Below are 25654 nucleotides of genomic sequence, written 5' to 3'. Positions count from 1 at the left end.
ACCGCCGATTTTCAACACATATTGCAAACTGATCAGTCCCGCCGCCGGCAGGACCGGCGTTTATCCAGCTTTGATAACTCTGGCGTCGCTATAACCGGCTGCCCGCACCTTGGCGAGCGCTGCATCAGCCTGTCCACGAGTCTCGTAAGGCCCGGTGCGAACCCTGAAGAGTTTGCCTGACGATTCAACGAAACCGCTGATTGTTTTTGCCGCTCGATCTGCGTTGGCCTTGCTCGAGAAAGCGGCGGCCTGGATCACGAAATCGCCAGTGGACCTCTTCGGTTCCGCCGATGATTTCTTTGGTTCAGGAGCAGTTTGGGCAACTGTCGTGACCGTCGGACTCTTCTGCTCCGACGCATCCGGAGTTGGCAGCACATCCTGAACAGCGATCAGCTGTTCCTGCTTTTCCGTAGCGACCGCGAGATCGGCCATTGCTGCATCGAAGCTGTCGCCGTTCTCATTAGTGGGCGCGACAGGTTCAGCTTTTGCGAGTGAAGCGGAACCGGCAGCCGGCAGTTTCCTTTTAAGGATTTCAACCAGCGACATCGGTGTATCGAGGCGATCCGGCGCAGCCTGGCCGCTTCTCAAGGCCGCACGCTCAACCTCTGGAGGATTGATCCGGCGTACCCTTATGGCTGTTCCTTCCGTTGCCGAGAGAAGCGCCTGCGCACCTGCAGACAGGCCGATCAAGCGCTCGTTCGTCATCGGGCCGCGGCGTTCGACACGCACGACGATCGTCTTGCCGTTCTCAAGCGATGTGACTTCCACATAGCTGGGTAAGGGCAAAGTCTTGTGCGACGCCGTTACGCCCTGATCTGGGTTGAACGTGGCGTAGCCGACTTCGTCATAGTTCCACACATCGGCCGGAACGTACTCAATGCCGTCGATCTTGTAAGCATCGCCGATTACGACTGGATAGTCAGCTTCCGGTCCGTTGGTGGAAACGCTGGCCAGGTCATTTGCCTGCGCATTGGCGGTATCCGGACGCGACGCACTGCTGATGCCGCCGCATGCCGCGACGGTTACCAGCAATCCCAGCGTCAAGCTGAGCCGAAAACTCTCATTGGGCAATCTCATCTGCCAAAAGCCCCACACTCATAGCGTAGTAGTTGGAGCAGTTATACTCGAGGATAACCCTATAATTTGAGGTTAAGAGCCAGGCAGGCATGTTTGGGCCGTCGGGCTGGAACAGCGAAACCATGACGTCGTCGGCCAATGGTTTTTGGGCCCTGACACCCAGATTGCGCCACTCCTTTACCGTCTTCCACTGGCTGTGGCGTTCATGGACGCGCGAGCATACCGGTGCATTCAGCTTGGTCTTGTAGCGGTCGACATCGAAGCCCGCCGGCACAAACGCGCGCACGCCCCAAGGCTGACCTTTGCGCCAGCCCGCATCCTGGAAGTAGTTTGCAATCGAAGCGAATGTATCGGCGCGATTGTTGAAGATATCGGCGCGGCCATCACCATCGCCATCCTTCGCCAGTCTAAGGTAAACGCTCGGCAGGAATTGCGGATTGCCGAAAGCGCCAGCCCAACTGCCCTGCAAGGTGGAACGCGGGTAACCCTTATCGGCAACCTTGAGCAGGTCCACGAATTCGCCCGCGAACAATTCCCGGCGGCGCCCTTCCCATGCAAGGGTCGCGAGCGAACGGGCGAGATCGAAATTACCGGTCACCTGGCCATAGGCCGTTTCATGCCCGAAAATCGCGACGACGATTTCGCCAGGCACTCCGTACTCGTTCTCCATCGCGCGCAACGTGGACCGGTTCGCCGCGAAGACATTTCGCCCACCGTTGATGCGCGCCTGGTCGACATGGGTGGCAATGTAAGGTGCAAGCGCAGGATAGCCGCTGCGAGTAGGCGTGCCCGGCTGCGACTGGTCGAGCCTGATGACGCGCTCGTTCGGCGTCAGGTCGTAGGTCATTCGCCGGATAGTTGCCTCACTGACACCTTCGGCCCGCGCCCGTGCGATCAGCAACTGAAGATATGCGTCGAACGAAATGTCGGGACTTTGCGCGATCGAAGGCACCGATGCGGTTGTCGAACAGAGCAGAGCGGCGGCGAGGAAAAGGCGCTTTATGACCATGTTCGCGATTGTGTCATTTTCGACCTTAAACGCCAATGACTGAATGAGAATTTTCGACGAACGCCGCGAAAAACATGATCGCGTGGTGTGTTTTTGGCGTTTGCGGATGACAAGTATCGCAACAAAGGCTAGCGAGCGGCGCCAAGCGGACAGGTGGCAGAGCGGTTGAATGCACCGGTCTTGAAAACCGGCAAGGGTGCAAGCCCTTCGTGGGTTCGAATCCCACCCTGTCCGCCACTTCTCACCAGTTCGATCAGCTCCGTCGCCGCTTGGTGATCTCGTCCATCTGCTCCCGCAGCTTGGGGTCCCATTCCGAGCGCAGCTCCCGGATTTTCGCGAGAAGCTCCTCGTTTTCGTGCGCAGGCGTATCGACCCGATAGGCATCGGCGATTTCGCGCATCGAGCTGCGATCCATTTCCTCGAACGCGTCGACCATCGCCTGCGCCTCTTGCCGGTCGTGGCCAAGTGCTTCGAGCGCGGAACGCCCCATCCGCATCGAACCATCATAGGTCTCGCGGATGATATCGCGGCACCCCAGTGACCAGAGTTTGTAAACGTGATCGCGGTCGATCGCGCGGGCCGTCACATGAAGATCGGGGTACGTCTTGCTGGCATAACCGACCAGCTTGTCGATCTGCTCTTTCTCGTCGAGCGCAACGACCAGCAGTTTGGCGTTCGCTATGCCTGCGCTCTCGAGCAGGTCAGGCCTTGTCGCGTCGCCGAAATAGCTTTTCACGCCGAACTTCTTGAGGATTTCGAGATGGCTGGAATCGTAATCGATGACTGTCGCCTTGTACCCTGCCGCGTCCAGGATCCTGTCGATCAGCCCGCCGACCCGGCCGCGTCCTGCCAGGATGATGTCGTTCTTTTCGTCGATGGCGTCAGGTTCGCGCTCTGTCGCCCCGCAATAAATGCGCTCGACGACCTTGTCGTAGAGGATGAACAGCAGCGGAGTGACCAGCATGGTCAGCGCGACGATCAACAGCAGCAGGTCGGCAAGATCGCGACCGAAGACGGCATTGGCGACGGCAAAGCTGATCAGGACGAAGGCAAACTCGCCCGCTTGCGGCAGGCTGAGTGCAAACAGCCACAGTGATTGCTTGCGCAGCCCATAAAGCCAACCGATCGTGAAGAGCACGACGAATTTCGTCGCAATCGTCACAAACGCCCAGAACAGGACATCGCCGATCATCTCGGACGCAAGGCCGAAATCGATACCAGCGCCTACCGTGATGAAGAACAAGCCGAGCAGCAGTCCCTTGAACGGGTTTATGTCGCTCTCGAGCTCGTGCCTGTACTCGCTGGTGGCGAGGACGACGCCTGCGATGAACGTGCCGAGCGCCGGTGAGAGGCCCACCAATGTCATCAACAAGGCGATGCCGATTACGACCAGAAGGCCGGCCGCGGTGAACAGTTCGCGCAAGTTCGTCCCGGCGATGAAGCGGAACAGCGGGCGGGTCACATAGGCACCGAAGAACAGCACCGCCCCGACTGCCGCGATACGTGCGATTGCCGCACCCCACCCGCTCATGTTCTCTGTCAGATCCAGTCCGCCTCCATGCGCCCCCTCGCCCCCAGAATGCGCGGCTACGCTGGCGAGCTCGGGCATGGCGAGCAGCGGGACGATGGCAAGGATCGGGATGACCGCCACGTCCTGCATCAACAGGACGGAAAAGCTGGCTTCGCCGCCCTCGCTCCTGAGCAGTCCCTTTTCGGTAAGCGACTGGATGATGATGGCGGTTGAGGAAAGTGCGAGGACCATGCCGATCGCAAGCGCCGTCTGCCAAGGCTGGTGGTCGAGCAGGGCAATGCCCGCGATCGCCAGCGTTGTGAGCACTATCTGACTGCCGCCGAGGCCCAGCAGTTTGCCGCGCATCGCCCACAGCCGCTTGGGTTCCAGTTCGAGCCCGACGATGAACAGCATCATCACGACGCCGAATTCGGCAAAGACCTGCAGCGCCTCGACATCGACCCCCAGTGCGGAGAGCAGTGGACTGATCGCCATGCCTGCCAGCAAATAGCCGAGCACCGACCCTAGACCGAGCCTGGTCGCTACAGGAACCGCAAGCACCCCTGCGACGAGGATCACGAAAGCGAGTATCAGGAAACCGGTCAACTCGCCCTCCCCCTGTCAGCAGCGAATGTCAGATATGGAGCGCGCGCCCGTAGCTAGCAAGGACGCTTTCGTGCATCGATTCCGAGATCGTCGGGTGCGGGAACACGGTGTTCATCAGTTCCGCCTCGGTCGTCTCCAGCGTCTTGCCGACGACGAAGCCCTGGATCATCTCTGTCACTTCCGCGCCGACCATATGCGCGCCCAAGAGTTCGCCGGTCTTGGCATCGAACACGGTCTTCACGAAGCCTTCCGCCTCGCCCAGCGCGATGGCCTTGCCATTGCCGATGAATGGGAACGTGCCCGCCTTGACCTCGTAGCCAGCTTCCTTCGCCTTTGCCTCGGTCAGGCCGACGCTGGCGATCTGCGGGTGGCAATAGGTGCAGCCCGGGATGTTGCCGCGATCCAGCGGGTGCGGGTGGACGTCCTTGTTGCCCAGCTCCTTCGCGATCGCTTCGGCGGTGGTGACGCCCTCATGGCTCGCCTTGTGCGCCAGCCAGGGTCCCGGCGTGCAGTCACCGATGGCCCACAGGCCCTTCGACTTCGTGCGACCATAGGGATCGATCTGGATGAAGCCGCGGTCCATTTCGGCCAGCTTTTCCAAGCCCACGTTCTCTGTATTCGGCACGATGCCGATGGCAGTGATGCAGTGGCTGAATTCGGTTTCGGAGACCTTGCCGGACTTGTCCTTGATCTTGGCCTTCACGCCGCTGCCAGTGACCTTGATGTCTTCGACACCCGCACCGGTCATGATCGTCATGCCTTGCTTCGTCAGGCTCTTCTCGAGGAAGACGGAGACGTCCTTGTCCTCAACCGGCACGATCCGGTCGAGCATTTCGACCACGGTCACATCGCAGCCCATGTCGTTGTAGAAGCTGGCAAACTCGATCCCGATGGCGCCCGATCCTATCACGAGCAGCTTCTTGGGCATTTCGCTGGGCGTCATCGCATGGCGATAGGTCCACACGCGCTTGCCGTCGGCAGGGGCGAACGGCAGGTTGCGGGCGCGCGCGCCGGTGGCGACGATCACGTGTTTGGCGGTGAGCTTCTCCTCGCCCTTGTCCGACTTCACGGTCAGGCTGGTCGGCCCGGTCAGCGTGCCCGTACCCATGTGCACGGTGATCTTGTTCTTCTTCATGAGGTGCGTGACGCCCTGGTTCAGCTGCTTGGCAACGCCGCGGCTGCGCTTCACCACAGCTTCGAGGTCCGCCTCGATCTTGCCCGCGATCTTCAGTCCATAATCACTCGCGTGCTGGGCGTAGTGAAGGATCTCGGCGCTACGCAGCAGCGCCTTGGTCGGAATGCAGCCCCAGTTCAAACAGATGCCGCCAAGCAGTTCGCGTTCGACGATGGCGGTCTTCAGGCCCAGCTGCGCGCAGCGGATCGCCGCGACATAACCGCCGGGTCCGGAGCCGAGAACGATGACGTCATACTGGTCGGACATTCAGTTTGAACCTCTTAAATCTGAACCGATGGAACACATGGAACACTGTCCATGACTTCAAAAACAGGCCGCTCTCGCAAGGGAAAGCGGAATAGGTATTCGCGGGTCAATATGCGGCGGATCATGTGATCAGCTTGCCACAAGTGAGGGGGAGTAGGACACCGATCACGGCCCATCACAGTGTAGCGTTTTATTCTCAAGCAGAACTTGCTGGGAGACGAAGCCGATCGGAATCGCGATCAGGAGTAACCAATAAATCGGTCTGATAGCCTCTCTCCAGACCGCAACAAACCCTACGATCCATGAAAGCGACAGCGTCAGCCAAATGAGTAGTCCAACCCGCTCCAAGGCTGGATTGTCAGGAAAGGTCGCCAAGCAGACAATTGAGATCAGGCTTGTTTGAGATGTCGTCAGATCCACGCCGCAGCCTGCGAGTTGAAACACCAAAAGGCCAATTGTGACCTTCCGCGCAACATCGCTTGCCCAGAAAGGGCCACGGCTCTCTTCCTCTATCACGCCAATGCCTGCGACACCGCACGCGGACGGTTATTCTCGTCCAGCAGCACGAATTTGAATGTGCCCTGCGCCACCTTGGTCTCGGCTTCGCCGTTACGCTCTCGGGCGATGGCTTCGGCGGTGATGGAGAGCGAGGTGTTGCCCCTCGCCGCGATCTCGCAATAGACCGAGAGCTCGTCGCCTACCTGCATCGCGCCGGGAAATGCGAAATCCGTGGCAGAGACGACCACCGCCTTGCCCTTTCCCTCGCGGCTCGCGAGCGAACCGGCGCCGAGCGCCATCTGGCTCATCAGCCACCCGCCGAACACCCCGCCATAGGGGTTGAGGTCGGTCGGCATGGCCGTGACGCGGATGAGGGGGGAGCGGTCAGGCATTGGCATGGCGTTCCTGCATCACAGTCCATGTGATGGCGGCTACTACGCCCCCGACTAGTCCAGCACAGCACGTCACGAAAAAAGACTCTCTCAATCCGCCCAGCAATACCATGACCGAAAGGGCATATAATGCGCCTGCTACAGCGCCGACACCGGTCATTGCAGCCACGGATCGAGCAATGTCAAAACGGCGGGCCAGAGCCAAAAATCCCAAGCCGAATGTCAGCCCTCCCACGAGGGTAATCGGCAAACTAAAAATCGATAAAAACATCATGCCTGAAATGAGTTCGCTGACGGTCGCTCGCGCGATGTCGTCAAACAGAAAGGGCATGAAAAAGGCTGCAAGTGCTGTGAAATTCGCTGCCAAAAGGCAAACTAGAAAAACTCCGACAGGACGATACTGGCTCAAACCAGCAGCCCCATCGGGTTCTCGACCAGCTGCTGGAAAGCCTGCATCAGCGCCGCCCCGTCCGCACCGTCGATGGCGCGGTGGTCGAAGCTGCCCGTGGCGCTCATCACCGTAGCGACGCCCAATGCGCCGTCGATCACCCACGGACGCTGTTCGCCCGCGCCGACCGCGAGGATCATCGCCTGCGGCGGGTTGATCACAGCATCGAACTGCTTGGTGCCGAACATGCCGAGGTTGGAGAGGCTCGCGGTACCGCCCTGGAATTCATGCGGCTGCAGTTTTCCGTCCTTGGCCTTGCCCGCCAGCTCCTTCATCTCGGTGCTGATCTGCGCGAGGCCCTTGCGGCCCGCGTCTCGGATGATCGGGGTGATGAGGCCCGAAGGCGCGGCCACGGCGACCGAGATATCCTCGCGGGCATACTGGAACAGCTCGTCGCCCTGGAAGCTGACGTTGCACTTCGGCACGCGCTGGAGCGCACGAGCGAGCGCCTTGATCAGCAGGTCGTTGACCGACAGTTTCACGCCGTCCGCCTCGAGGCTCTTGTTGAGTTCGCCGCGCAGCTTGAGCAGCGCATCGAGGCGCACGTCCACGGTGAGGTAGATGTGCGGGATCGTCTGCTTCGCTTCGGTCAGGCGCTTCGCAATGACCTTGCGGACATTGTTGAGCTTCTGCGCTTCGTAAGGCGCATCGAGATCGCCGCCGAGCGTTGCTGGCTTTGTAGGAACAGCCGTTGGCGCCGGTGCCGCAGCTTCGACCTTCGCAGGAGATGCGCCTGGCTTCGCGCCCTCTACGTCTGCCTTGACGATACGGCCATTGGGCCCCGAACCGGTGAGACCCGACAGGTCGATACCCTTCTGCTCGGCAATGCGCTTCGCGAGCGGCGACGCGATGACCCGGTCGCCCGAAGGTTTCGGAGTTGGAGCCGGTGCAGGAGCGGATGAAGCGGCGGGTGCTGGCGCGGGCGCTTGGGCCGGAGCCGTTTCCTTTTCAGCGGCAGGTTCCGCCGGCTTGCTTTCGCTCTTGGGTGCGCTCGCAGCCGAACCGACGGCTTCGCCATCCTCTGCAAGCACCGCGATGACAGTGCCGACCTTGACGTTCTCGGTCCCCTCTTCGACGGCGATCGAGGCAATGACGCCTTCATCCACCGCTTCGAATTCCATCGTCGCCTTGTCCGTCTCGATCTCGGCCATGACGTCGCCCGAATTCACCGTGTCGCCGACCTTCACAAGCCAGCGGGCGAGCGTCCCTTCTTCCATCGTCGGGGAAAGCGCAGGCATCTTGATTTCGATCGGCATCGAGCAGGTAGTTCCTTCAAACTTACGTTACGGCAAGTCTCTGGCGAATTAGCGCGCAACGAGCAAGGTTCTTGCGAAGAATACGTTTTCAGCAGATACCGTGCGAGCAATTCGAGGGGTCAGATGCGTACATTCTTGGTGATCATGGACAACACGCAGGAGGCAAGCGCCGCCATGCGTTTCGCCGCGCATCGCGCTGCGGCCGTCGACGGGGCGGTGCATATCCTTGCCCTCGTCCCGCAGCAGAATGTCAGCGCATTCGGCGGTGTTCAGGCGACGATAGAGCAGGAGGCACGCGACCGCGCCGAAATGCTGGCGCATGGGGCCGCGGGCAATTTGCTGAGCGAATCCGGCATCATGCCGGCGATCTCGGTCCGCGTCGGCACCGGCCAGAGGCTGATCCAGGAATTCCTCGACGAACACAACGAAGTGGCCGCGCTGGTCCTGGGGGCCGCGTCGGGCGGCGCGCCGGGACCGCTGGTATCGCACTTCTCCGCGCACGCAGGCACGCTGCCCTGCCCGCTCTACATCATTCCCGAGGGATACGAGGAAACCGAAGACAAGATCTGACGCTGCTGCCGCGTCAGCGTTTCTTGCGTCCCTGGTGGCGAATGTTGCCGGGGCGCCCGCGCTTGCCCTGGTCGTGGGACTGGCGCGGTGCACCCTTCCCCTTCTTGGGACCGCCGCGTGTCGGCTTGTTGCGCGGCGGTGGCCGGTTGCCCCGTCGCTCGATCCCGCCGCCATCGCTGCCGGGAACTTCGAACTTTAGCGCGCCGGTGAGCGGGTTAGCTTCGGCCAGCTCCAGCTTCAGACGATCGCCCGAAGCATAGCGGGTGCCGCTTTCGGATCCGACCAGCGCCTGCGCCGCCTCATCATAGCGAAAATGTTCGCGCCCAAGCGTCGAGACCGGGACGAGCCCGTCGCCGCCAAGGCCGACGATGGTGGCGAAGAAGCCGAAGCTCTGGACCCCGGTGATGCGGGTGTCGAATGTCTCGCCCACACGGCCCGAAAGCCAGGCGGCAACATAGCGGTCGATCGTATCGCGTTCCGCCTCCATCGCGCGCCGTTCGGCTTGGCTGATCGCATCGGCTACCTGCTGCAGTGACTGCCTGTCGCGGTCCGAAAGCCCGGTCGTTTCGGGGATGCCAGATGGCGCCTTGGGTTGTTCCAGCTTGTAGGCGTCGACCAGCGCGCGGTGCACCAGAAGGTCGGAATAGCGGCGGATCGGCGAGGTGAAGTGCGCATAGCTCCCGAGTGCGAGGCCGAAGTGGCCTGCGTTCGTGGGCCCGTAATAAGCCTGCATCTGGGTGCGGAGAACGGCCTCCATCACCTGCGCCTTCTCGGCTTCGTCGGTCACGTCCTTCAGCATGCGGTTGAACAGGCTTGGCGTAACGACCTGGCCCAGCGCCAGCTTGCGGCCGAGCGTGCCGAGATATTCGCGAAGCGCGATCAGCTTCTCGCGGCTTGGCGGTTCGTGCACGCGATAGACGACCGGCGCCGTTTTGGCCTCCAAGGCCTTCGCCGCAGCGACATTGGCCGCAATCATGAAATCCTCGACTACGCGGTGGGCATCGAGCCGTTCGCGCACGGCGATTTCGGCAATCTGTCCCTTCTCGTCGAGGATGACGCGGCGTTCGGGCAATTCGAGCTCGAGCGGGTCTCGCGCCTCACGCGCTGCCGACAGCAGCTTCCATGCACCCCAGAGGTTCACGAGATATTCTGGCGCCGAACCGTCATCGATCTGGGCCTGCGCATCCTCGTACGCGATGTTGTGGGCAATGCGGACGATGGCGCGGGTGAAGCGCCAGGAGGTTACCTTCCCTTCCGGCGAGATCCTGATGTGGCATGCCATCGCGGCGCGATCCTCGCCCTGTTTGAGCGAGCAGACGTCGGCAGACAGGACCTCCGGCAGCATCGGAACGACGCGGTCCGGGAAATAGACCGAATTGCCGCGCTTGCGGGCCTCGCGGTCGAGTGCCCCGCCGGGACGGACGTAATAGCTGACATCGGCAATGGCGATGATCGCCTCGTAACCGCCGTCATCGGCGGGTGAGGCCCAGATGGCATCGTCATGATCGCGGGCATCGGCCGGATCGATCGCAACGATCGGCACATCGCGAAGGTCCTCGCGGTGTTTCTCGCTGAGAGGAAGGTTCGCTGCACGCTTTGCCTCTGCCAGCGTTTCGTCGGGGAAGATGTGCGGAATGCCGTGCTTGGCAATGGCGATCAGGCTGAAACTGCGCGGAGCGAGCGGATCACCGACGACTTCCGTCACCCGCACGCCGCTGCGTTCCGACTTACCGGTGCGCTCTGCGATGACGAGCTGGCCGGCCTCTGCCCCGCCGAGATCGGACACGGGCGAAGAATTGCGGATGCGCTTGTCGACCGGCGCAAGCCAGGCCTTGCCACTGCCATCCAGTTCGACGACCCCCATCAGCCCTTCTGTGCGGGCGGGGAGCTTCTTCATCGGATGGGCGATCCATCCGCGTTCGGTTTCTTCGGTGCGGGAAAGGACGCGGTCCCCGCGTTTCAGCGCTGGCCCGGACTTGCCGCCCTTGCCCTTCATTTCCTTCATCACGAGACGCGGCGGCTTGTCCGGCGCATCGTCCGACCAATTGTCCGGAATGGCGATAACGTCGCCATCGTCGATCTCGACAATGCGGAGCACGGTGACCTTGGGTACCCCGCCCATGCGATGATAGGCGGTCTTCTTGCCGTCGATCAGGCCTTCTTCGGCCATGTCCTTCAGCACGCGCTTGAGGGTGATCTTTTCCTGCCCCTTCAACCCAAAGGCCTTGGCGATTTCTCGCTTGCCGGCAGGGGTGTTGGAGGTCTGGATGAATTCGAGGATTTGTTCCTTGCTCGGCATGCCCTCAGGCCGCCGAGGCTGTTTCTTATTTTTATTCATGGCCCCTCATATCGTGACGAGGGACCCCGCGATCAATATGCCTTGGCGACAAGGATACGTTCGACCGCCGGTTCCCCGGTGAAAATGCATGTGCCGTCGGCAGGTTCGGCATCGCGTGGCACATTGCGGAAGGTCAGCTTGTGCGCCTTGAGCTTCTCGACGACCTTATCGAGAGCATCTCCGGTCGGCTTCGACCACTGAACCTCGATCCATCCCGGATATTTGGTCGAACCGTCATAGAAGGCGGCAATTTCGTCGAGTGATCCGACACCGCGGGTGATATTCGCATCGCGTCGTTCGCGCGCCTGCTCGAACATGCCCTGCTGAATTTCCTCGAGCATGGCAGCGGCCTGGCTGCTGAATTCATCGCGCGGGGTGAAGGCGAAATCGGGCTTGCCGTTTTCGCTGTTCCAGAGCCTGTCGCGGCGAAGCACTGCGACCTTGCCACCTTCCATATCGCGGGGGCCGACCTCGACGATGATGGGTGCGCCCTTGCGTACCCAGTCCCAGCGCTTGCCCGCTGCCTTGCCCGGACGCTTGTCGAGCAACACGCGGATCGGTTCGCCGCAAGCCGATTGGGCCGCAAGTGAAGCACGGACTTCCTCGCAATAGGCGAGCAGTTCTTCGTCCTCGGGCTTTTCGCGAAGCATGGGCAGGATTACGATCTGCTGCGGCGAAATGCGCGGCGGCACGCGCAGACCATCGTCATCACCATGCGTCATGATGACGCCGCCGATCATACGCGTCGAAACGCCCCAGCTGGTCGTGTGGCAGAACTGTTCCGTACCTTCGCGATCTTGGTACTTGATACCGGCAGCATGGGCGAAATTGGTGCCGAGATAGTGGCTGGTTCCGGCCTGCAGCGCCTTGCCATCCTGCATCATCGCTTCGATCGACCAGGTTTCGACCGCGCCGGGAAAGCGCTCGTTTTCGGGCTTCTCGCCCGCGATGACCGGCAGAGCCATGTCCTCTTCCGCACAGGCCCGGTACATTTCGAGCGCACGGTGCGTTTCTTCGAGAGCCTGTTCACGGTTTTCGTGCGCAGTATGGCCTTCCTGCCAGAGGAACTCGCTGGTGCGCAGGAACATGCGGGTCCGCATTTCCCAACGAACCACATTCGCCCACTGGTTGGTGAGGAGCGGCAGGTCGCGCCAGCTTTGCACCCAGCGCGCCATCGCGTCGCCGATGATTGTTTCCGACGTCGGGCGCACGACCAGCGGCTCTTCCAGCTTGGCTTCGGGATCGGGCATCAGGCCGCCCTTCCCGTCCGAAATAAGGCGGTGATGGGTCACCACTGCCATTTCCTTGGCAAAGCCTTCGACGTGTTCGGCCTCGCGCTCGAAATTGGCGAGCGGGATGAAGATCGGGAAATAGCAGTTCTGAACGCCGGCAGCCTTGATCCTGTCATCCATCAGGCGCTGGATACGTTCCCAGATTCCATAGCCCCAAGGCTTGATGACCATGCAGCCGCGCACGCCGGAATCCTCGGCCATGTCGGCGGCAGAGATGACTTCCTGGTACCATGCGGAAAAATCGTCTTCGCGCTTGGTGTTGAGGGCGTGGCGGATATTGGACACGTGTTGTTTTCCTGCTGTGCGGCCGTTGTCCGGCTCGTGTGCGAATCTTCGGCGTTGGTCAGGCGCCCGTTCGCGTTATTTGCCGAGTTCGTCCAGCTTCTTCTGCATGGCAGCCATCTGGGCGCGCAATGCGTCGATTTCATTCGACTGCGATTCCGAAGCAGCCGGTTTTTCCGCCGCCTTCGCCGCGCCGGGCATCAGCACGTCGGCAGCGGCCCGCATCATCGCCATGTTGGTTTCATGAATCTTCGCGAGCGGCGTGTTGCTGATACCCTTTTCAAAGGCCTCGCGAATCTTCGACTGGTTCTGGCGGAAGTTTTCCATGCTCGCTTCGAGGTAGGACGGCATGAGCGACTGCATGGAATTCCCGTACATGCTGATCAGCTGGCGCAGGAAACTGACAGGCAGCATCTGTTCGCCGCTCGCCTCTTCATCCATGATGATCTGCGTCAGGATCGAATGGGTGATGTCGTCACCCGATTTGGCATCGAGCACCTGGAACTCGACATTGTCGCGTACCATACCGGCCAGATCCTCGAGCGTGATATAACTCGAAGTGCTGGTGTTATAGAGCCGCCGGTTGGCGTATTTCTTGACGATTACCGGTTCGCCCGGTGCCGTGTTCTTCCCCATCGATGCCTGTCCTGTTGCAGTTGCACCCAACGCTTAGCACCTGCACAATGTGCAGCGCAACATTGCGCTATTTCGCTTTCAGGCGTGTCCCGAGCAGGGTCAGTAATTCATATTGAGATAGAGTGGTTTGCTGCGCAGCATCGGGCAGGAAATAGTCGGCACTTACCCAATCGCCCTCGTGCAGATCAGGTGCATTTTCCAGGTCGATCACGATCATGTCCATCGAGACCTTGCCGAGGATGGGGAGGCATTTCCCGTCATGCACGACATGGGCCCCGCCCCAACATCGCAGGAAGCCATCGGCATACCCCAGCGATACGACGCCGACACGCATCGCGCGCTGGGCCGTGAAGGTCGCATTGTAACCGACGCGATCTCCTGCTTCGAGCTGCCGCGTCTGAATGATTGCGGCCTCCGGATAGGCGACCTGCCCGATCTGCCCTTCCAATTCGGCACGCGGAACGCCGCCATACAGCGCGAGGCCCGGGCGCGTCACATCGAAGGCGTAGTCCTTGCCAAGCGCGATACCGGCGCTGTTCGACAGGCTTGCTTCGCGATGTTCGATCTGACCAACGACATCCCGAAACTTCGCAAGCTGCTGCGCGTTCATACCGCTATCCTCATCGGCACAGGCGAGGTGCGACATCAGAGTACGGACATCCAGTGACTGGACTAGTTCGCTGCCTATCTCGTGCATGCCAAGGCCGAGTCGGTTGATGCCGGTATCGACCATCAGGTGGCACGGCCCGCCCCCTGCATCTTGCCAGACCTTCGCCTGATGGAGCGAGTTAATCACGGGCACTACGCCCGTTGCAAATGCATATGCCGCATCCTCGGGACGCACGGGGCCATGCAGAACGGCAATGCTACCCGGCTCGACATGCCGCCTTACCATTTCGACCTCGCTCCAATGCGCGACGAAGAATGACGCAGCGCCCGCATCGCGTAGGACGGGAACGCAGCGATCGACACCTAGGCCATAGCAATCTGCTTTCACTGCAGCGCCCGCCCTCGCGCTGCCCGACATGCGATCAAGCGCGCGCCAGTTTTCCGCCAGCGCCGAAGTATCCAGTCTGAGCCGCAATGTCGGCGGTGGTTTTTGCGTCATATCTCGATCACGGAAGTACCGGGGATGCCGGAGGGTCTTGGTGGCTATCCTCGAAATCGCTCGGCGGACCACCGGGAATGCCCCACCACGCCACAATTACGCCAAAACCGACGACCGTCATCGTGTACCACAGGCCGGAATAGGCATTGCCGGTCATCGCGACGATATAGCTCGCGATGAGCGGGAGGAACCCGCCGAGATAGCCCGCGCCGATGTGGTAGGGGATCGACATGGAGCTGTAGCGGATGCGCGCCGGGAACATTTCGCTTAGCAGCGCAGCTACCGAACCATAGGTCAGCGCCGACAGCACGCCGCACACCATCAGCAATGCGATGATGCCGAGGACGTTCATGAGAGGCGGATTCTGCTTATCGAAATCGTAGCCATTATCCTCGAGCCAGCCCTTGATCGTATCGCGGCGGTTCTCATTGCTAAGGCCATCATAGACGTAAAGCTGGTCGCCGATGATCATCGGAGCGGCAACGCATTCCGCCGTGGGGCCGCATTCCTGTGCGTCGATGTCATAGGGAACGCCAAGGGCGGTCAGGTCCTGAAGCACCCGGCCGCACTGGCTCGCCTGGACTTCTGCGAATGGGTCGTACTCGCATGCAGGGCCTGAAACGACGACAGGCGCCGCTTTTGAGCTTTCGACGAGGCCGGGATTGGCGAGGCTACCCATACCCCAGAAGATCGGGAACAACAGCGCGAGCGACGCCAGTGCACCGATGATGATCGGCTTTTTGCGGCCGACGCGGTCAGACCACTTCCCGACGATGATGTAGAAACCCATCGAAAGCGCGCCGGCGATCAGCATGATCCATTCGACCAGGCTTTCATCCATGCGCATCGGTCCGCGCAGGAAACTGAGGCTAGAGAAGAACGCCGTGTACCAGATCGTAGTCAGGACGCCGGTGATCCCGAACAGGGCAACGAAGATGCGCTTCGGATTGCCGGGATAGGTCATGCTTTCCTTGAACGGATTGCCCGATGTTTCGCCTGCTTCCTTCATCGCCTGGAAAACCGGGCTTTCAGAAAGTTTCAGGCGCATCCACAAGGAAATGCCGAGCAGGATCAGCGACAGGAGGAACGGGATCCGCCAGCCCCATTCAGCGAAATCTTCGGCAGGGATCAAAGCTCGGCAAGCAAGCACGACCAGGATCGAAAGCACGAAGCCGCCGACCACGCTCGCCTGGATGAAACTGGTATAGAACCCGCGCTTTTCCGGAGGCGCATGTTCGGCGACATAGATCGCCGCGCCACCGTATTCACCGCCCAGCGCCAGCCCCTGAAGGATGCGCAGGCAAATGACGATCAGGGGCGCTGCAATTCCGATCGTCGCTGCGCTGGGGATCAACCCGACACCCGCAGTGGCGATGCCCATGAGCGTCACCGTCACGAGGAATGTGTATTTCCGCCCAAGCTTGTCGCCGAGGAAACCGAACAGGATTGCGCCCAAGGGGCGGAAGCCAAAACCCACGGCAAAACCGGCCCAGACGAGCAGGGTTTCGAGGGTCTTGTTATCGCTGGGGAAGAACGCAGCGCCGATCAGCCCGGCGAGCGTCCCGTAGATGAAGAAATCGTACCATTCAAACACCGTGCCCGCCGAACTGGCGGCAATGACCAGCCTGATCTCTTTGTCGCTCGGTTCGCGCATTGCTGCGGCAGTCGCTTGCCCCATCGGTTCTACCCCTCCCGGTATCTGATTGCCGCTGCTCTATCGTGTCGCAGGTTCGGAGGAAAGCGCATCGAGCGCAGCATTCCACGGTAGGAGGATCGCACCGTGACGCCCGGCGTGCTCTCGCGCGGCCGCAAGACATTCGATCTGCGGCCAGTCCGGGAGAGAGCCCCCCCCTGCCAGCCATGCCTCGATCTGGTCTTTGAGGCCCTGTATTTCCGACCGATCTAGCCCGACCGCATTTTGCGCAAATATGGCGCATGATGCCTGTCCGACCGCACAGGCCGCAGCCTGCAAGCCGACCGATTTGACCCGGCGGTCTTCATCCAGTGCGAAACCGAGCTTAAGCGAGCTCCCGCAGGTGCGCGATCGCGCCTCCGCGACAATCGGAAATTCGGAAGTCAGCGGATATTTGAACAGGCTGGTGGCGAGCGCCAGGAGTTCAGGCGTGTAAAGCTTGCCGCCGGTATGCATCGTCAGCCGCCAGCTGTCGCTTCCGCTTCTTCACGCAATTTCGCGCGACGTTCGGCAATCACGGACACGAGATCGCGCGAGCTTGCATCGACGAACGGATAGGTGCGCGCCGTGGTGATCCAGTTCGGACGACCTTCCACGCCCCAGATCGTGTCATATCCGAGGACGAGCAGTGAAAACGCAAAGACGACGATCAGCGCGCCTTTGAGCAGGCCGAATCCGAAGCCGAGGATCCGGTCGATCGGACCGAGGATAGAATTGCGCGAAGCCTCACCCACATTGTTCGCGATGACCTTCATCGCGGCGTAGGGGATCAAAAGGAGGAGTGCGAAAGCGAGGATCGAAACCGTCGGCTCGGTATCGAGATAGGTCTTCAGGCCGTCCGTCAGTGGCGAGTGCAGGTAATATATGGCGAATGCTGCCAGCACCCAGGCTGCGAGCGACAGGACTTCCTGCACCAGTCCGCGCAGGAAACCGCCAATCGCGGCGACACCCACGATAATGAGCACAATGATATCGAAAACTGACATAACGATCCCGTCCTTGGACGAAGCAACTAGGTGCTCCCCATCACCCGGTCAACGAGGTTCGCAAGCTGCGTAAGCCCGCTGAACTTGAGGGTAGATGAACCGGCTTTCGTATCGGACGGGCCGAAACCGGACGAAAAGCCGAGCTTTGCAGCCTCCCTTATGCGGAGCCCTCCATGCGCCACAGGGCGGATTTCGCCCGCGAGCGATATCTCGCCGAACCACACGCTTTGCGCTGGCAATGGCTTGTCCGCCAATGCGGAAACCAGCGCTGCCGCAACGGCGAGGTCCGCCGCAGGATCGGACAGGCGATAACCGCCTGCAACGTTGAGATAGACTTCGGCCGAGCTGAAATTCAGACCGCAGCGCGATTCGAGCACTGCAAGCAACATCGCGAGGCGACTGTTGTCCCAACCCACGACCGAACGGCGCGGAGTGGCACCCGATTGCAGCCGCACGATCAGTGCCTGTATTTCGACCAGCACAGGCCGCGTGCCTTCGAGCGCTGGGAATACCGCGCTCCCGGCAAGAGGCTGGTCGCGCCCCGAAAGGAACAGCATCGATGGATTGCTGACTTCTTCCAACCCTTCCTGAACCATCGAGAATACGCCGATCTCATCGACCGCACCGAAACGGTTCTTGAGTGCGCGGAGAATGCGATACTGGTGGCTGCGTTCACCCTCGAAACTCATCACCACATCGACCATGTGTTCGAGCACGCGGGGGCCGGCGATGTTGCCATCCTTCGTCACGTGACCGACCAGCACCAGGGCGACGTTGTTTTCCTTGGCATAGCGGATCAGTTCGAAGGCGCATCCGCGAACCTGGCTGACCGTGCCAGGCGCGCCTTCGATCGTGTCCGAATGCATCGTCTGGATGGAATCGATGACCAGCAAGGCGGGAGCTTCCATCTGGCCAAGCGAGGTGAGGATATTCCGCACAGAAGTTTCCGATGCCAGCCGCACGGGTGCCTCTGCCAAGCCGAGGCGTGCTGCGCGCATACGGACCTGCCCCGTCGCCTCTTCACCGCTCACATAAACGACGTCGCCGCCTTCATTTGCGATCTTGGCAGCAGTCTGGAGAAGCAGGGTCGATTTACCGATGCCGGGATCACCGCCCATCAGCACGGCTGATCCCGGTACGAGCCCCCCGCCCAAAGCACGGTCGAATTCTGCAAGGCCGGTCTTGCGCCGGACGGGCAATTCGCTTGGCTGGTTCAGCGCGACGAATTCGATCGACCGGCCGCCTCTCGACAAATCGTGCTTCTGCGAAAAGACAGTTGCCGGTGCCTCTTCCGATAGCGTGTTCCACTCGGCACAGTCCGGACATTGGCCCTGCCAACGGTGACTTACGCTGCCGCAAGCCTGGCAGACATATCGCTTTTTGGGTTTCGCCATGGGCCGAGCGATACCCAGAACATTTTAGGAACGCAATTGCCTTTCCCGCTTATCCCCGCCATCAGGACGGGAATGCGGCAAAAGGAACTTCGCCTCGCCCTGGTCTGCTACGGCGGCGTCAGCCTTGCCGTGTACATGCATGGCGTCACGAAAGAGATCTGGCACCTTGCCAAGGCAAGTCGCGGGTTCCTCGCCGGATCGCAGCCTTCCTCTGGCGTGGAGCAGATTTATCGCAACCTGCTCGAACATATCGAAACCAATCATAGCCTGCGTTTGAGGGTCCTGCCCGATATACTCACCGGTTCGAGTGCAGGCGGGATAAATGCAGTCTTCCTTGCCCAGGCGATCCATTCCGGAAACTCGCTGGAACCACTGACCGACCTGTGGCTCGACAACGCCGATGTCGACCGCCTCCTCGATCCCGATGCGCGGCCGATGTGGCGCTTTGCCAAGTTCTGGGCCCAGCCGATTGCCTGGTGGTTGTTTACCAGGCCCGGCAATGCGGTGAGCGAAAGTGTTGCGCCCGAAACAAGATCGGAAGTCAGGCGCAAGGTCTCCCGGTTTGTCAGGGGCCGGTGGTTCCAGCCCCCGTTTTCGGGAATAGGCTTTTCAAAGCTGCTCTATGATGCGCTGATAGCGATGCGCGACGGCGAGCGCGGCGATCCCTTGTTGCCCCCTGACCATCCGATCGACCTGTTCGTGACTGCAACAGACTTTCGCGGGCACCTTGAACTGCTCCGCCTGAATTCGCCGCCGGTGGTGGAGGAAAGCGAACACCGGATGCCGATCGGCTTCGCTGCCCGAACGCCCATGTCAACCGGAATAGACCTAGCCGATCCGCTTGAACTGACTTTTGCGGCACGTGCGACGGCGAGTTTTCCCGGCGCATTCCCCCCGCTTCAGGTCGGTGAGATCGACCGCCTGGCCAAACAGCGGGAACGAAGCTGGAGGGGGCGCTCGCAATTCCTGCAGCGTATCATGCCGGTGCACTACCGCAATGAGGCCGTGTCCGGCGTCTCGCTGATCGATGGGTCCGTGCTCGTGAACAAGCCTTTCGGTGAAGCGATAGAGGCGCTCAGCGGACGCCCTGCCCTGCGCGAGGTCGATCGCCGCTTTGTCTATATCGATCCGCGCCCCGACCGTTTCGGTTCGCAGCGGGACAACGAAGAATCTCGCCCGGTCGGCTTCTTCAACGCGATCTTCGCATCGCTTTCGATCATCCCCCGCGAACAGCCGATCAGGGACAATCTCGACGCGCTGGAGCATCAATCGCGAGAGGCCGCGAGGCTTCGGCGGACAGTCAATGCCTTGCGACCGGAAGTGGAACGTGCGGTCGACAAGCTTTTCGGTCGCACGCTCTTCTTCGATCGGCCGACACCGCGCAGGTTGCACGGCTGGCGGGCAAAAGCGCAGCAGGCGGCGGCGCTGGACGCGGGATATGCGTTTCACTCCTACGCCCAGACCAAGTTCACCGCGATTGTCGAACACTTGTCCCAGCTTGCTTACGATGCTGCTCCAGAGCTCGGCTTTCCAGATGCGCGACCAATCGAAGACGTGCTGAGGGCGGAACTGGAACGCCGGGGACTTGTGACCCTGTCTGCTCCGTCAGGAGGGGCCAGCGACGAGGCAATCGCTTTCTTCCGCGCGCATGACGTCGGTTTCCGCATTCGCAGGCTACGCTTGCTCGTTCGCAGGCTGGCCCGTGACTGGGAAGCAGACCCGGAGATACCCGACGCCGATCTCGATATTGCAAGAGAAGCGATCTATTCGATCCTCGCTCTCTATTACGAGCACGAGGCCGCCGGCAGCCTCGGTGCCGAGTTCCGCGATCTTGCACGGAACGTGATGGGCGATCCTGCCAGCTTCCTCGATCATATCGAGCAGCAACGCGGCCTTGCCGACACCGATCGCATCGCTGAAGAGATGCTTGCCGAAGCGCTCGAGATAATGCCGAAAAACCTGCGCCGCCGCATGCTGCTGACCTATCTCGGCTTCCCGTATTACGACATTGCGACCTTGCCGCTGCTGCGAAACGAGGGCCTGACGGAATATGATCCGGTCAAGGTCGACCGAATTTCTCCGGACGATGCCAAATCGATCCGCGAGGGCGGAACACGCGCGACCTTGCGAGGGATCGAATTCTACAATTTCGGGGCCTTCTTCAGCCGCGCCTATCGCGAAAACGATTACTTGTGGGGCCGCCTGCACGGGGCCGAACGCATGATCGACCTGGTCTGTTCGACTGTCGAGGAAAGCGTCGATGAAACCGCCAAGCGGGCATTTAAGCGCGACCTGTTCCTCGCCATCCTGGACGAGGAATCGGACAAGAAGCGTGTGCGGCAACGCTTCATCGACATAATCCGGAGCGAGGTCGAAGGGCGGCTTGGTTGAGCATACAAAACTCCCCCGAGGTGTCGTAAAATTACTATAATTACTGCATATTTTCGCGGTACCGGGTGAGCTATCAGTCAAAGTAACCCGAGAATTCCCCGACATGAAACGACCTATAGCGATCTCCATCGCCGCAGCTTTTCTCACCCCGATTGCAGCTGCGGTGCCAGCCAGCGCACAGGACGTCGGTACCTTCACCCGTGAGGACCTGAAGGCCGATATCGAGGCTTTCCTTACGTCGAGCGAAATGGCGCGCGTGCGCACCAGTGCGGACCGCGGCGATCCCTATTCGATCATCAAGGTCGTCGATGCCCTCGACAAGAAGTACTCGGGCAACTCGATCGTCCTGATCGAGGTCAAGGTCCGCTACCTCGCGGTCGCAATGGGCAAGGGATACGGCCCGGCCTTTTTCCGCATGGGTGAGATGGTGCGGCTCGGCCAGCTTCCCGAAGGCGGCCCGATGGATGCTCTCGACTTTTTCGAGAAGGGTGCGGCTGCTGGCGATGCCGACAGCGCGATCGCCTATTTCAAGATGGCTCGTGACCTGCGCGTTTGCTCGATCTGCGAACAGGGACCGCGCGGCACGGAAACAAAGCTGATCGAACAGGTCACGCATTCGGAAACGGCTGCAATGAAAAACGCAGGCGTCTTTTCAAACGAATACGTGCAGATTCGCCGGGGCATCGAGGATCGCACAGTCAGTACCTACAACGTCGAAAAGATGGCGCTGGTCAAAAAGGCCATTGGCTTGCTCGACCAGGACAGCCTGAAAGCCAATTGGGACGCCCAGTCCTTCCTCGCCAATGCATACATCTATGGTGTCAACGGGGCCAAATCGATCGATTTGCGCAACGGCAAATTCGTCGAAACCGGCGACAGCAAGTTCATGAATGCCGATCCGGCAAAGGCCAGGCCAATCCTCGAACGCTTTGCCGCGAGCAAGGAACAGGGTGCGCTCGACCTGCTGAGCCGCCTTTACCTGACCGGAGTGATCAATGGTTATCCGAAAGACCGGGCAAAGTTCATCAGCTACACTTCGCAGCTTGCCGATCTGGGCAACACCAATGCCGCCTATCGCCTTGGTCACTTCATGGTGGCAGGCGATCCGTTTCCGCCCGATTTCGACCTAGGTGCGAAGTATCTCTACATCGCGCATGAGGCCGGTTCTGCCCGCGCAACGCTGGACCTTGCCCGCATGTTCTATTCGGGTCGCGGCGTTCCGAAGAACGAGGCAACCGCCTTTTCCTTGTTCGAGATTGCCGGGAATCGGGGATCGAGCGATGCCGCAGATGTCATGGCACAATACTGGCGCGACGGCATAGGCGGAACCGCCAATCCCATGCGTGCCGAAATCTGGGCCAAGAAAGCCAAGGAAAACCGGGACAAGGAAGCCGCCGCTGCCGCACTCACGAAGCAGCTGGGACTTTCACCGATTTAGGGGATCAACCGCCGAAAGCGTCTTTGAGCTTGTCGAAGAAGCCCCGACTTTCGGGGCATTCGTCACCCGTTTCGGTTTCGCGAAACTGCTGAAGGATTTCCTTCTGCTTCTTCGACAGCTTGGTCGGCGTTTCGACCATGATCTCTACCACCAGGTCGCCTCGGCCGCGTCCCTGAAGGACCGGCATACCGGCACCGCGAACGCGCAACTGCCGGCCCGACTGGATGCCTGCGGGAATATCGACCTTGTTGGTCTCGCCCGACAGGTCGGGAATTTCCACGCAGCCGCCGAGCGCAGCCGTGGTGAAGCTTATCGGAACACGGGTCAGCAATGTTGTGCCCTCGCGCTGGAAGACAGCGTGCGGCTTCACATGGATGAAAATATAGAGGTCGCCAGACGGCGCACCGCGAGGACCGGCCTCGCCCTTGCCGGACAGGCGGATGCGGGTCCCGGTATCGACGCCTGCAGGAATATCAACCTGGAGAGACTGCGGCAGGTCAACCCGACCTTCGCCGCGACAATCGTTACAAGGATCTTCGATGATCGATCCGCGACCATGGCAGGTCGGACACGGACGCTCGACCACGAAAAAACCCTGCTTTGCCCGGACCTTGCCGTGCCCGCCGCAAAGATTGCACTGCCGCTCGCCAGTGCCAGGCGTCGCGCCTGAACCGTCACAGGTTTCACACGACTGGCTGACCTCGATCTCGATTTCGCGCGTTTCACCATGGAAAGCCTCGTCGAGCGAGATTTCCATGTCGTAACGAAGATCGGCACCCCGGCGCGGCTGCTGGCGACCGCCGCCGCCACCGCCGAAAGCCTGTCCGAAAATAGTCTCGAAGATGTCGCCGATGTCGCCGAAATCGGAGCCGGCATGACCGCGACCACCGCCTCCGCCCATTCCCTGCTGGAACGCCTCGTGCCCGAAGCGATCGTAAGCGGCCCGTTTCTGCGGGTCTTTCAGGCAGTCATAGGCGGCACTTATGGCCTTGAAGCGCGCTTCACTTTCCTCGCAACCGGGATTGCGGTCGGGATGATACTTCATCGCAAGCTTGCGATAGGCGCTCTTGATTGTTGCTCCATCCGCATCACGCGAAACTTCGAGCAGTTCGTAATAATCGATTTCTGTAGCAGACATGATGATCCCGTCCCTCAAACGCTAACCGCCACCAGCGCGCGTTGCACTGGTGGCGGCCAGGTTTCCATCAGGACATCAGCCCTTGTTGTCTTCGTCGACTTCCGAGAACTCGGCATCGACGACTTCTTCGTCGTCCGAGCTATCCGATGCACCTGCATCAGCCGAGGAAGCAGCAGCAGCCTGCTCCTTCTCGTAGATTTGCTGGCCCATCTTCATGGCGGCATCGGTCAGCGCCTGAGCCTTCGCATTGATTGCATCGACATCATCGCCTTCGAGTGCGGTCTTGGCTTCAGCCAGCGCAGTTTCGACAGCCGACTTGGTGTCGGCATCGATCTTGTCGCCATGCTCCTCGAGCTGCTTCTCGGTTGCGTGAACGAGGCTGTCGGCCTGATTGCGCGCTTCCGCCTGCTCGCGGCGCTTCTTGTCTTCGTCGGCAAACTTTTCGGCATCCTGGACCATCTGGTCGATATCGGCTTCCGAAAGTCCACCCGATGCCTGGATGCGGATTTGCTGTTCCTTGCCCGTACCCTTGTCCTTTGCAGACACGTTGACGATGCCGTTGGCGTCGATGTCGAAGGTGACTTCGATCTGAGGCACACCGCGCGGAGCGGCCGGGATGCCGACGAGGTCGAACTGGCCAAGCAGCTTGTTGTCTGCGGCCATTTCGCGTTCGCCCTGGAAGACGCGGATCGTAACGGCGTTCTGGTTGTCTTCAGCGGTCGAATAGGTCTGCGTCTTCTTCGTCGGGATCGTCGTGTTGCGATCGATCATGCGGGTGAAGACACCGCCCAGCGTTTCGATACCCAGCGAAAGCGGGGTCACATCGAGCAGCAGAACGTCCTTGACGTCGCCCTGAAGAACGCCGGCCTGAATGGCGGCACCCATCGCAACGACTTCGTCCGGGTTCACGCCGGTGTGCGGCTTGGAACCGAAGAACTTCTCAACGACCTCGCGAACCTTCGGCATGCGGGTCATACCGCCCACCAGGATCACTTCGTCGATCTCGTCCTTGCTGACGCCGGCATCGGCCAGAGCCTTCTTGCAAGGCTCGAGCGTGCGCTGGATCAGGCTGTCGACCATCTTTTCGAGGTCCGAGCGGCTGATCGTCTCGACGAGGTGAAGCGGGGTCGAGCTGCCGCCTTCCATGCGCGCGGTGATGAAGGGCAGGTTCACTTCGGTAGTCTGCGAGCTCGAAAGTTCGATCTTCGCCTTTTCCGCCGCTTCCTTCAGACGCTGCAGAGCGAGCTTGTCGGTCCGCAGGTCCATGTTTTCCTTCTTCTTGAACTGGTCGGCGAGCCATTCAACAATCGCGCTGTCGAAGTCTTCACCGCCAAGGAAGGTATCGCCGTTGGTCGACTTCACTTCGAAGACGCCGTCGCCAATTTCCAGCACGGAAACGTCGAACGTACCGCCGCCAAGGTCGTAAACGGCGATCGTCTTGCCGTCTTCCTTGTCCATGCCATAGGCAAGGGCTGCCGCGGTCGGCTCGTTGATGATGCGCAGGACTTCGAGACCGGCGATCTGGCCGGCGTCCTTGGTCGCCTGACGCTGGGCGTCGTTGAAATATGCGGGAACGGTGATGACCGCCTGGGTCACCGTTTCACCGAGATAGCTCTCGGCGGTTTCCTTCATCTTCTGCAGGATGAAGGCCGAAATCTGCGAGGGGCTGTAGTCTTCGCCGCCGGCTTCGACCCAGGCATCGCCATTCTTGCCCTTCACGATGTCGTACGGGACGAGCTCCATGTCCTTCTTGGTCATGGGATCGTCGAACCGGCGACCGATCAGGCGCTTGATGGCAAACAGCGTGTTGTCGGGATTGGTGACGGCCTGGCGCTTTGCCGGCTGGCCGATAAGGCGCTCGCCATCCTTGGTGAAGGCAACGATCGAAGGCGTCGTGCGCGCGCCTTCCGAATTCTCGACTACCTTTGGCTTGCCGCCATCCATAACTGCGACACAGGAGTTGGTGGTGCCGAGGTCGATACCGATTACTTTGGCCATGGATTCCCCATCTTCTTTCAAATAGTTGGACGCCGCTTCGTTGGCCTCCCTCAAGAGGCAAGACCGTTCGGCAGCTCGATTACATTTGGGATATAGGTGCGGTTTCTCTTGGCACAAGGGACGCACGCCACTAGTTTTCGAATGTGTTTTTTG

Annotated in this window: 21 protein-coding genes and 1 tRNA gene; 4 read left to right on the top strand and 18 right to left on the bottom strand. The window is 60.6% G+C overall.

The window, feature by feature from the left end:
* Positions 1–60 precede the first annotated feature (60 nt).
* Together AMC99_RS14285 and AMC99_RS05720 are read right to left on the bottom strand one after the other, a co-directional pair.
* On the bottom strand, positions 61–1077 hold the full coding sequence (locus AMC99_RS14285) for an SPOR domain-containing protein (protein WP_157058263.1): 1017 nt from the start codon (positions 1075–1077) through the stop codon (positions 61–63).
* Entirely contained in the window at positions 1061–2086 is a 1026-nt protein-coding gene (locus AMC99_RS05720; protein WP_061927770.1) for a lytic murein transglycosylase, read from the bottom strand. The genes AMC99_RS14285 and AMC99_RS05720 overlap by 17 nt, the downstream gene beginning before the upstream one ends.
* Before the next feature lie 147 nt (positions 2087–2233).
* Between AMC99_RS05720 and AMC99_RS05715 the strand changes: the two genes are divergently transcribed.
* A tRNA-Ser gene (locus AMC99_RS05715) sits at positions 2234–2323 on the top strand.
* Positions 2324–2339: 16 nt separating this feature from the next.
* Here the strand turns inward: AMC99_RS05715 and AMC99_RS05710 are convergent.
* The 6 genes from AMC99_RS05710 to AMC99_RS05685 form a co-directional block, all read right to left on the bottom strand.
* Positions 2340–4202, bottom strand: coding sequence for a cation:proton antiporter domain-containing protein (locus tag AMC99_RS05710; protein WP_061923964.1), 1863 nt, complete (start codon positions 4200–4202; stop codon positions 2340–2342).
* A 28-nt stretch (positions 4203–4230) separates the two neighbouring features.
* A complete protein-coding gene (gene lpdA, locus AMC99_RS05705; RefSeq protein WP_061923959.1) occupies positions 4231–5643 on the bottom strand; it encodes a dihydrolipoyl dehydrogenase in 1413 nt (470 codons plus the stop codon).
* 165 nt (positions 5644–5808) lie between these two features.
* Positions 5809–6159: a hypothetical protein gene (locus tag AMC99_RS14110; protein WP_061923955.1), complete on the bottom strand. Its 351-nt coding sequence runs from the start codon at positions 6157–6159 to the stop codon at positions 5809–5811.
* Entirely contained in the window at positions 6156–6533 is a 378-nt protein-coding gene (locus AMC99_RS05695) for an acyl-CoA thioesterase (protein ID WP_083440101.1), read from the bottom strand. The genes AMC99_RS14110 and AMC99_RS05695 overlap by 4 nt, the downstream gene beginning before the upstream one ends.
* Positions 6526–6942 (bottom strand): hypothetical protein, encoded by a 417-nt coding sequence (locus AMC99_RS05690; protein WP_157058262.1) that lies wholly within the window; start codon positions 6940–6942, stop codon positions 6526–6528. The genes AMC99_RS05695 and AMC99_RS05690 overlap by 8 nt, the downstream gene beginning before the upstream one ends.
* On the bottom strand, positions 6939–8237 hold the full coding sequence (locus tag AMC99_RS05685; protein WP_061923947.1) for a pyruvate dehydrogenase complex dihydrolipoamide acetyltransferase: 1299 nt from the start codon (positions 8235–8237) through the stop codon (positions 6939–6941). Before AMC99_RS05685 ends, AMC99_RS05690 begins: the two co-directional genes overlap by 4 nt.
* 123 nt (positions 8238–8360) lie before the next feature.
* On the opposite strand from AMC99_RS05685, the gene AMC99_RS05680 reads away from it, so the two are divergent.
* The gene (locus tag AMC99_RS05680; RefSeq protein ID WP_061923944.1) at positions 8361–8807 is read left to right on the top strand and encodes a universal stress protein; all 447 of its coding nucleotides are present in this window, start codon (positions 8361–8363) and stop codon (positions 8805–8807) included.
* A gap of 13 nt (positions 8808–8820) precedes the next feature.
* On the opposite strand, the gene rnr is transcribed toward AMC99_RS05680, so the two are convergent.
* The 8 genes from rnr to radA all read right to left on the bottom strand — a co-directional run bounded on the left by rnr (position 8821) and on the right by radA (position 18536).
* Positions 8821–11145, bottom strand: a complete 2325-nt coding sequence (gene rnr, locus AMC99_RS05675; RefSeq protein WP_061923942.1) for a ribonuclease R — start codon at positions 11143–11145, stop codon at positions 8821–8823.
* Between the two features lie 32 nt (positions 11146–11177).
* Positions 11178–12722, bottom strand: a complete 1545-nt coding sequence (gene proS, locus AMC99_RS05670; protein ID WP_061923939.1) for a proline--tRNA ligase — start codon at positions 12720–12722, stop codon at positions 11178–11180.
* Positions 12723–12797: 75 nt separating this feature from the next.
* Positions 12798–13355: a polyhydroxyalkanoate synthesis repressor PhaR gene (gene phaR, locus AMC99_RS05665; protein ID WP_061927768.1), complete on the bottom strand. Its 558-nt coding sequence runs from the start codon at positions 13353–13355 to the stop codon at positions 12798–12800.
* Positions 13356–13422: 67 nt separating this feature from the next.
* The gene (alr, locus tag AMC99_RS05660; protein ID WP_061923936.1) at positions 13423–14463 is read right to left on the bottom strand and encodes an alanine racemase; all 1041 of its coding nucleotides are present in this window, start codon (positions 14461–14463) and stop codon (positions 13423–13425) included.
* Between the two features lie 7 nt (positions 14464–14470).
* A complete protein-coding gene (locus AMC99_RS05655; protein WP_061923933.1) occupies positions 14471–16141 on the bottom strand; it encodes an MFS transporter in 1671 nt (556 codons plus the stop codon).
* Positions 16142–16177: 36 nt separating this feature from the next.
* Positions 16178–16612 (bottom strand): iron-sulfur cluster assembly scaffold protein, encoded by a 435-nt coding sequence (locus tag AMC99_RS05650; protein ID WP_061923930.1) that lies wholly within the window; start codon positions 16610–16612, stop codon positions 16178–16180.
* Positions 16613–16614: 2 nt separating this feature from the next.
* Positions 16615–17142 (bottom strand): CvpA family protein, encoded by a 528-nt coding sequence (locus tag AMC99_RS05645; protein ID WP_061923927.1) that lies wholly within the window; start codon positions 17140–17142, stop codon positions 16615–16617.
* A gap of 26 nt (positions 17143–17168) precedes the next feature.
* Entirely contained in the window at positions 17169–18536 is a 1368-nt protein-coding gene (gene radA, locus AMC99_RS05640) for a DNA repair protein RadA (RefSeq protein ID WP_061923924.1), read from the bottom strand.
* A gap of 72 nt (positions 18537–18608) precedes the next feature.
* Here radA and AMC99_RS05635 point away from each other — a divergent pair, with 72 nt between their 5' ends.
* Positions 18609–20927: a patatin-like protein gene (locus AMC99_RS05635; RefSeq protein WP_061923921.1), complete on the top strand. Its 2319-nt coding sequence runs from the start codon at positions 18609–18611 to the stop codon at positions 20925–20927.
* A gap of 103 nt (positions 20928–21030) precedes the next feature.
* On the top strand, positions 21031–22365 hold the full coding sequence (locus AMC99_RS05630; RefSeq protein ID WP_061923918.1) for a tetratricopeptide repeat protein: 1335 nt from the start codon (positions 21031–21033) through the stop codon (positions 22363–22365).
* Positions 22366–22369: 4 nt separating this feature from the next.
* Here AMC99_RS05630 and dnaJ read toward each other — a convergent pair whose 3' ends face one another.
* Both dnaJ and dnaK read right to left on the bottom strand, forming a co-directional pair.
* Positions 22370–23503 (bottom strand): molecular chaperone DnaJ, encoded by a 1134-nt coding sequence (gene dnaJ / locus AMC99_RS05625; RefSeq protein ID WP_061927766.1) that lies wholly within the window; start codon positions 23501–23503, stop codon positions 22370–22372.
* Positions 23504–23578: 75 nt separating this feature from the next.
* On the bottom strand, positions 23579–25501 hold the full coding sequence (dnaK, locus tag AMC99_RS05620; RefSeq protein WP_061923916.1) for a molecular chaperone DnaK: 1923 nt from the start codon (positions 25499–25501) through the stop codon (positions 23579–23581).
* Positions 25502–25654: the final 153 nt, after the last annotated feature.

It is taken from the genome of Altererythrobacter epoxidivorans, from assembly GCF_001281485.1.
GTDB lineage: Bacteria > Pseudomonadota > Alphaproteobacteria > Sphingomonadales > Sphingomonadaceae > Erythrobacter > Erythrobacter epoxidivorans.
Note: the sequence above shows the minus strand (reverse complement) of the source record. Positions and strands in the feature narration are given on the sequence as shown.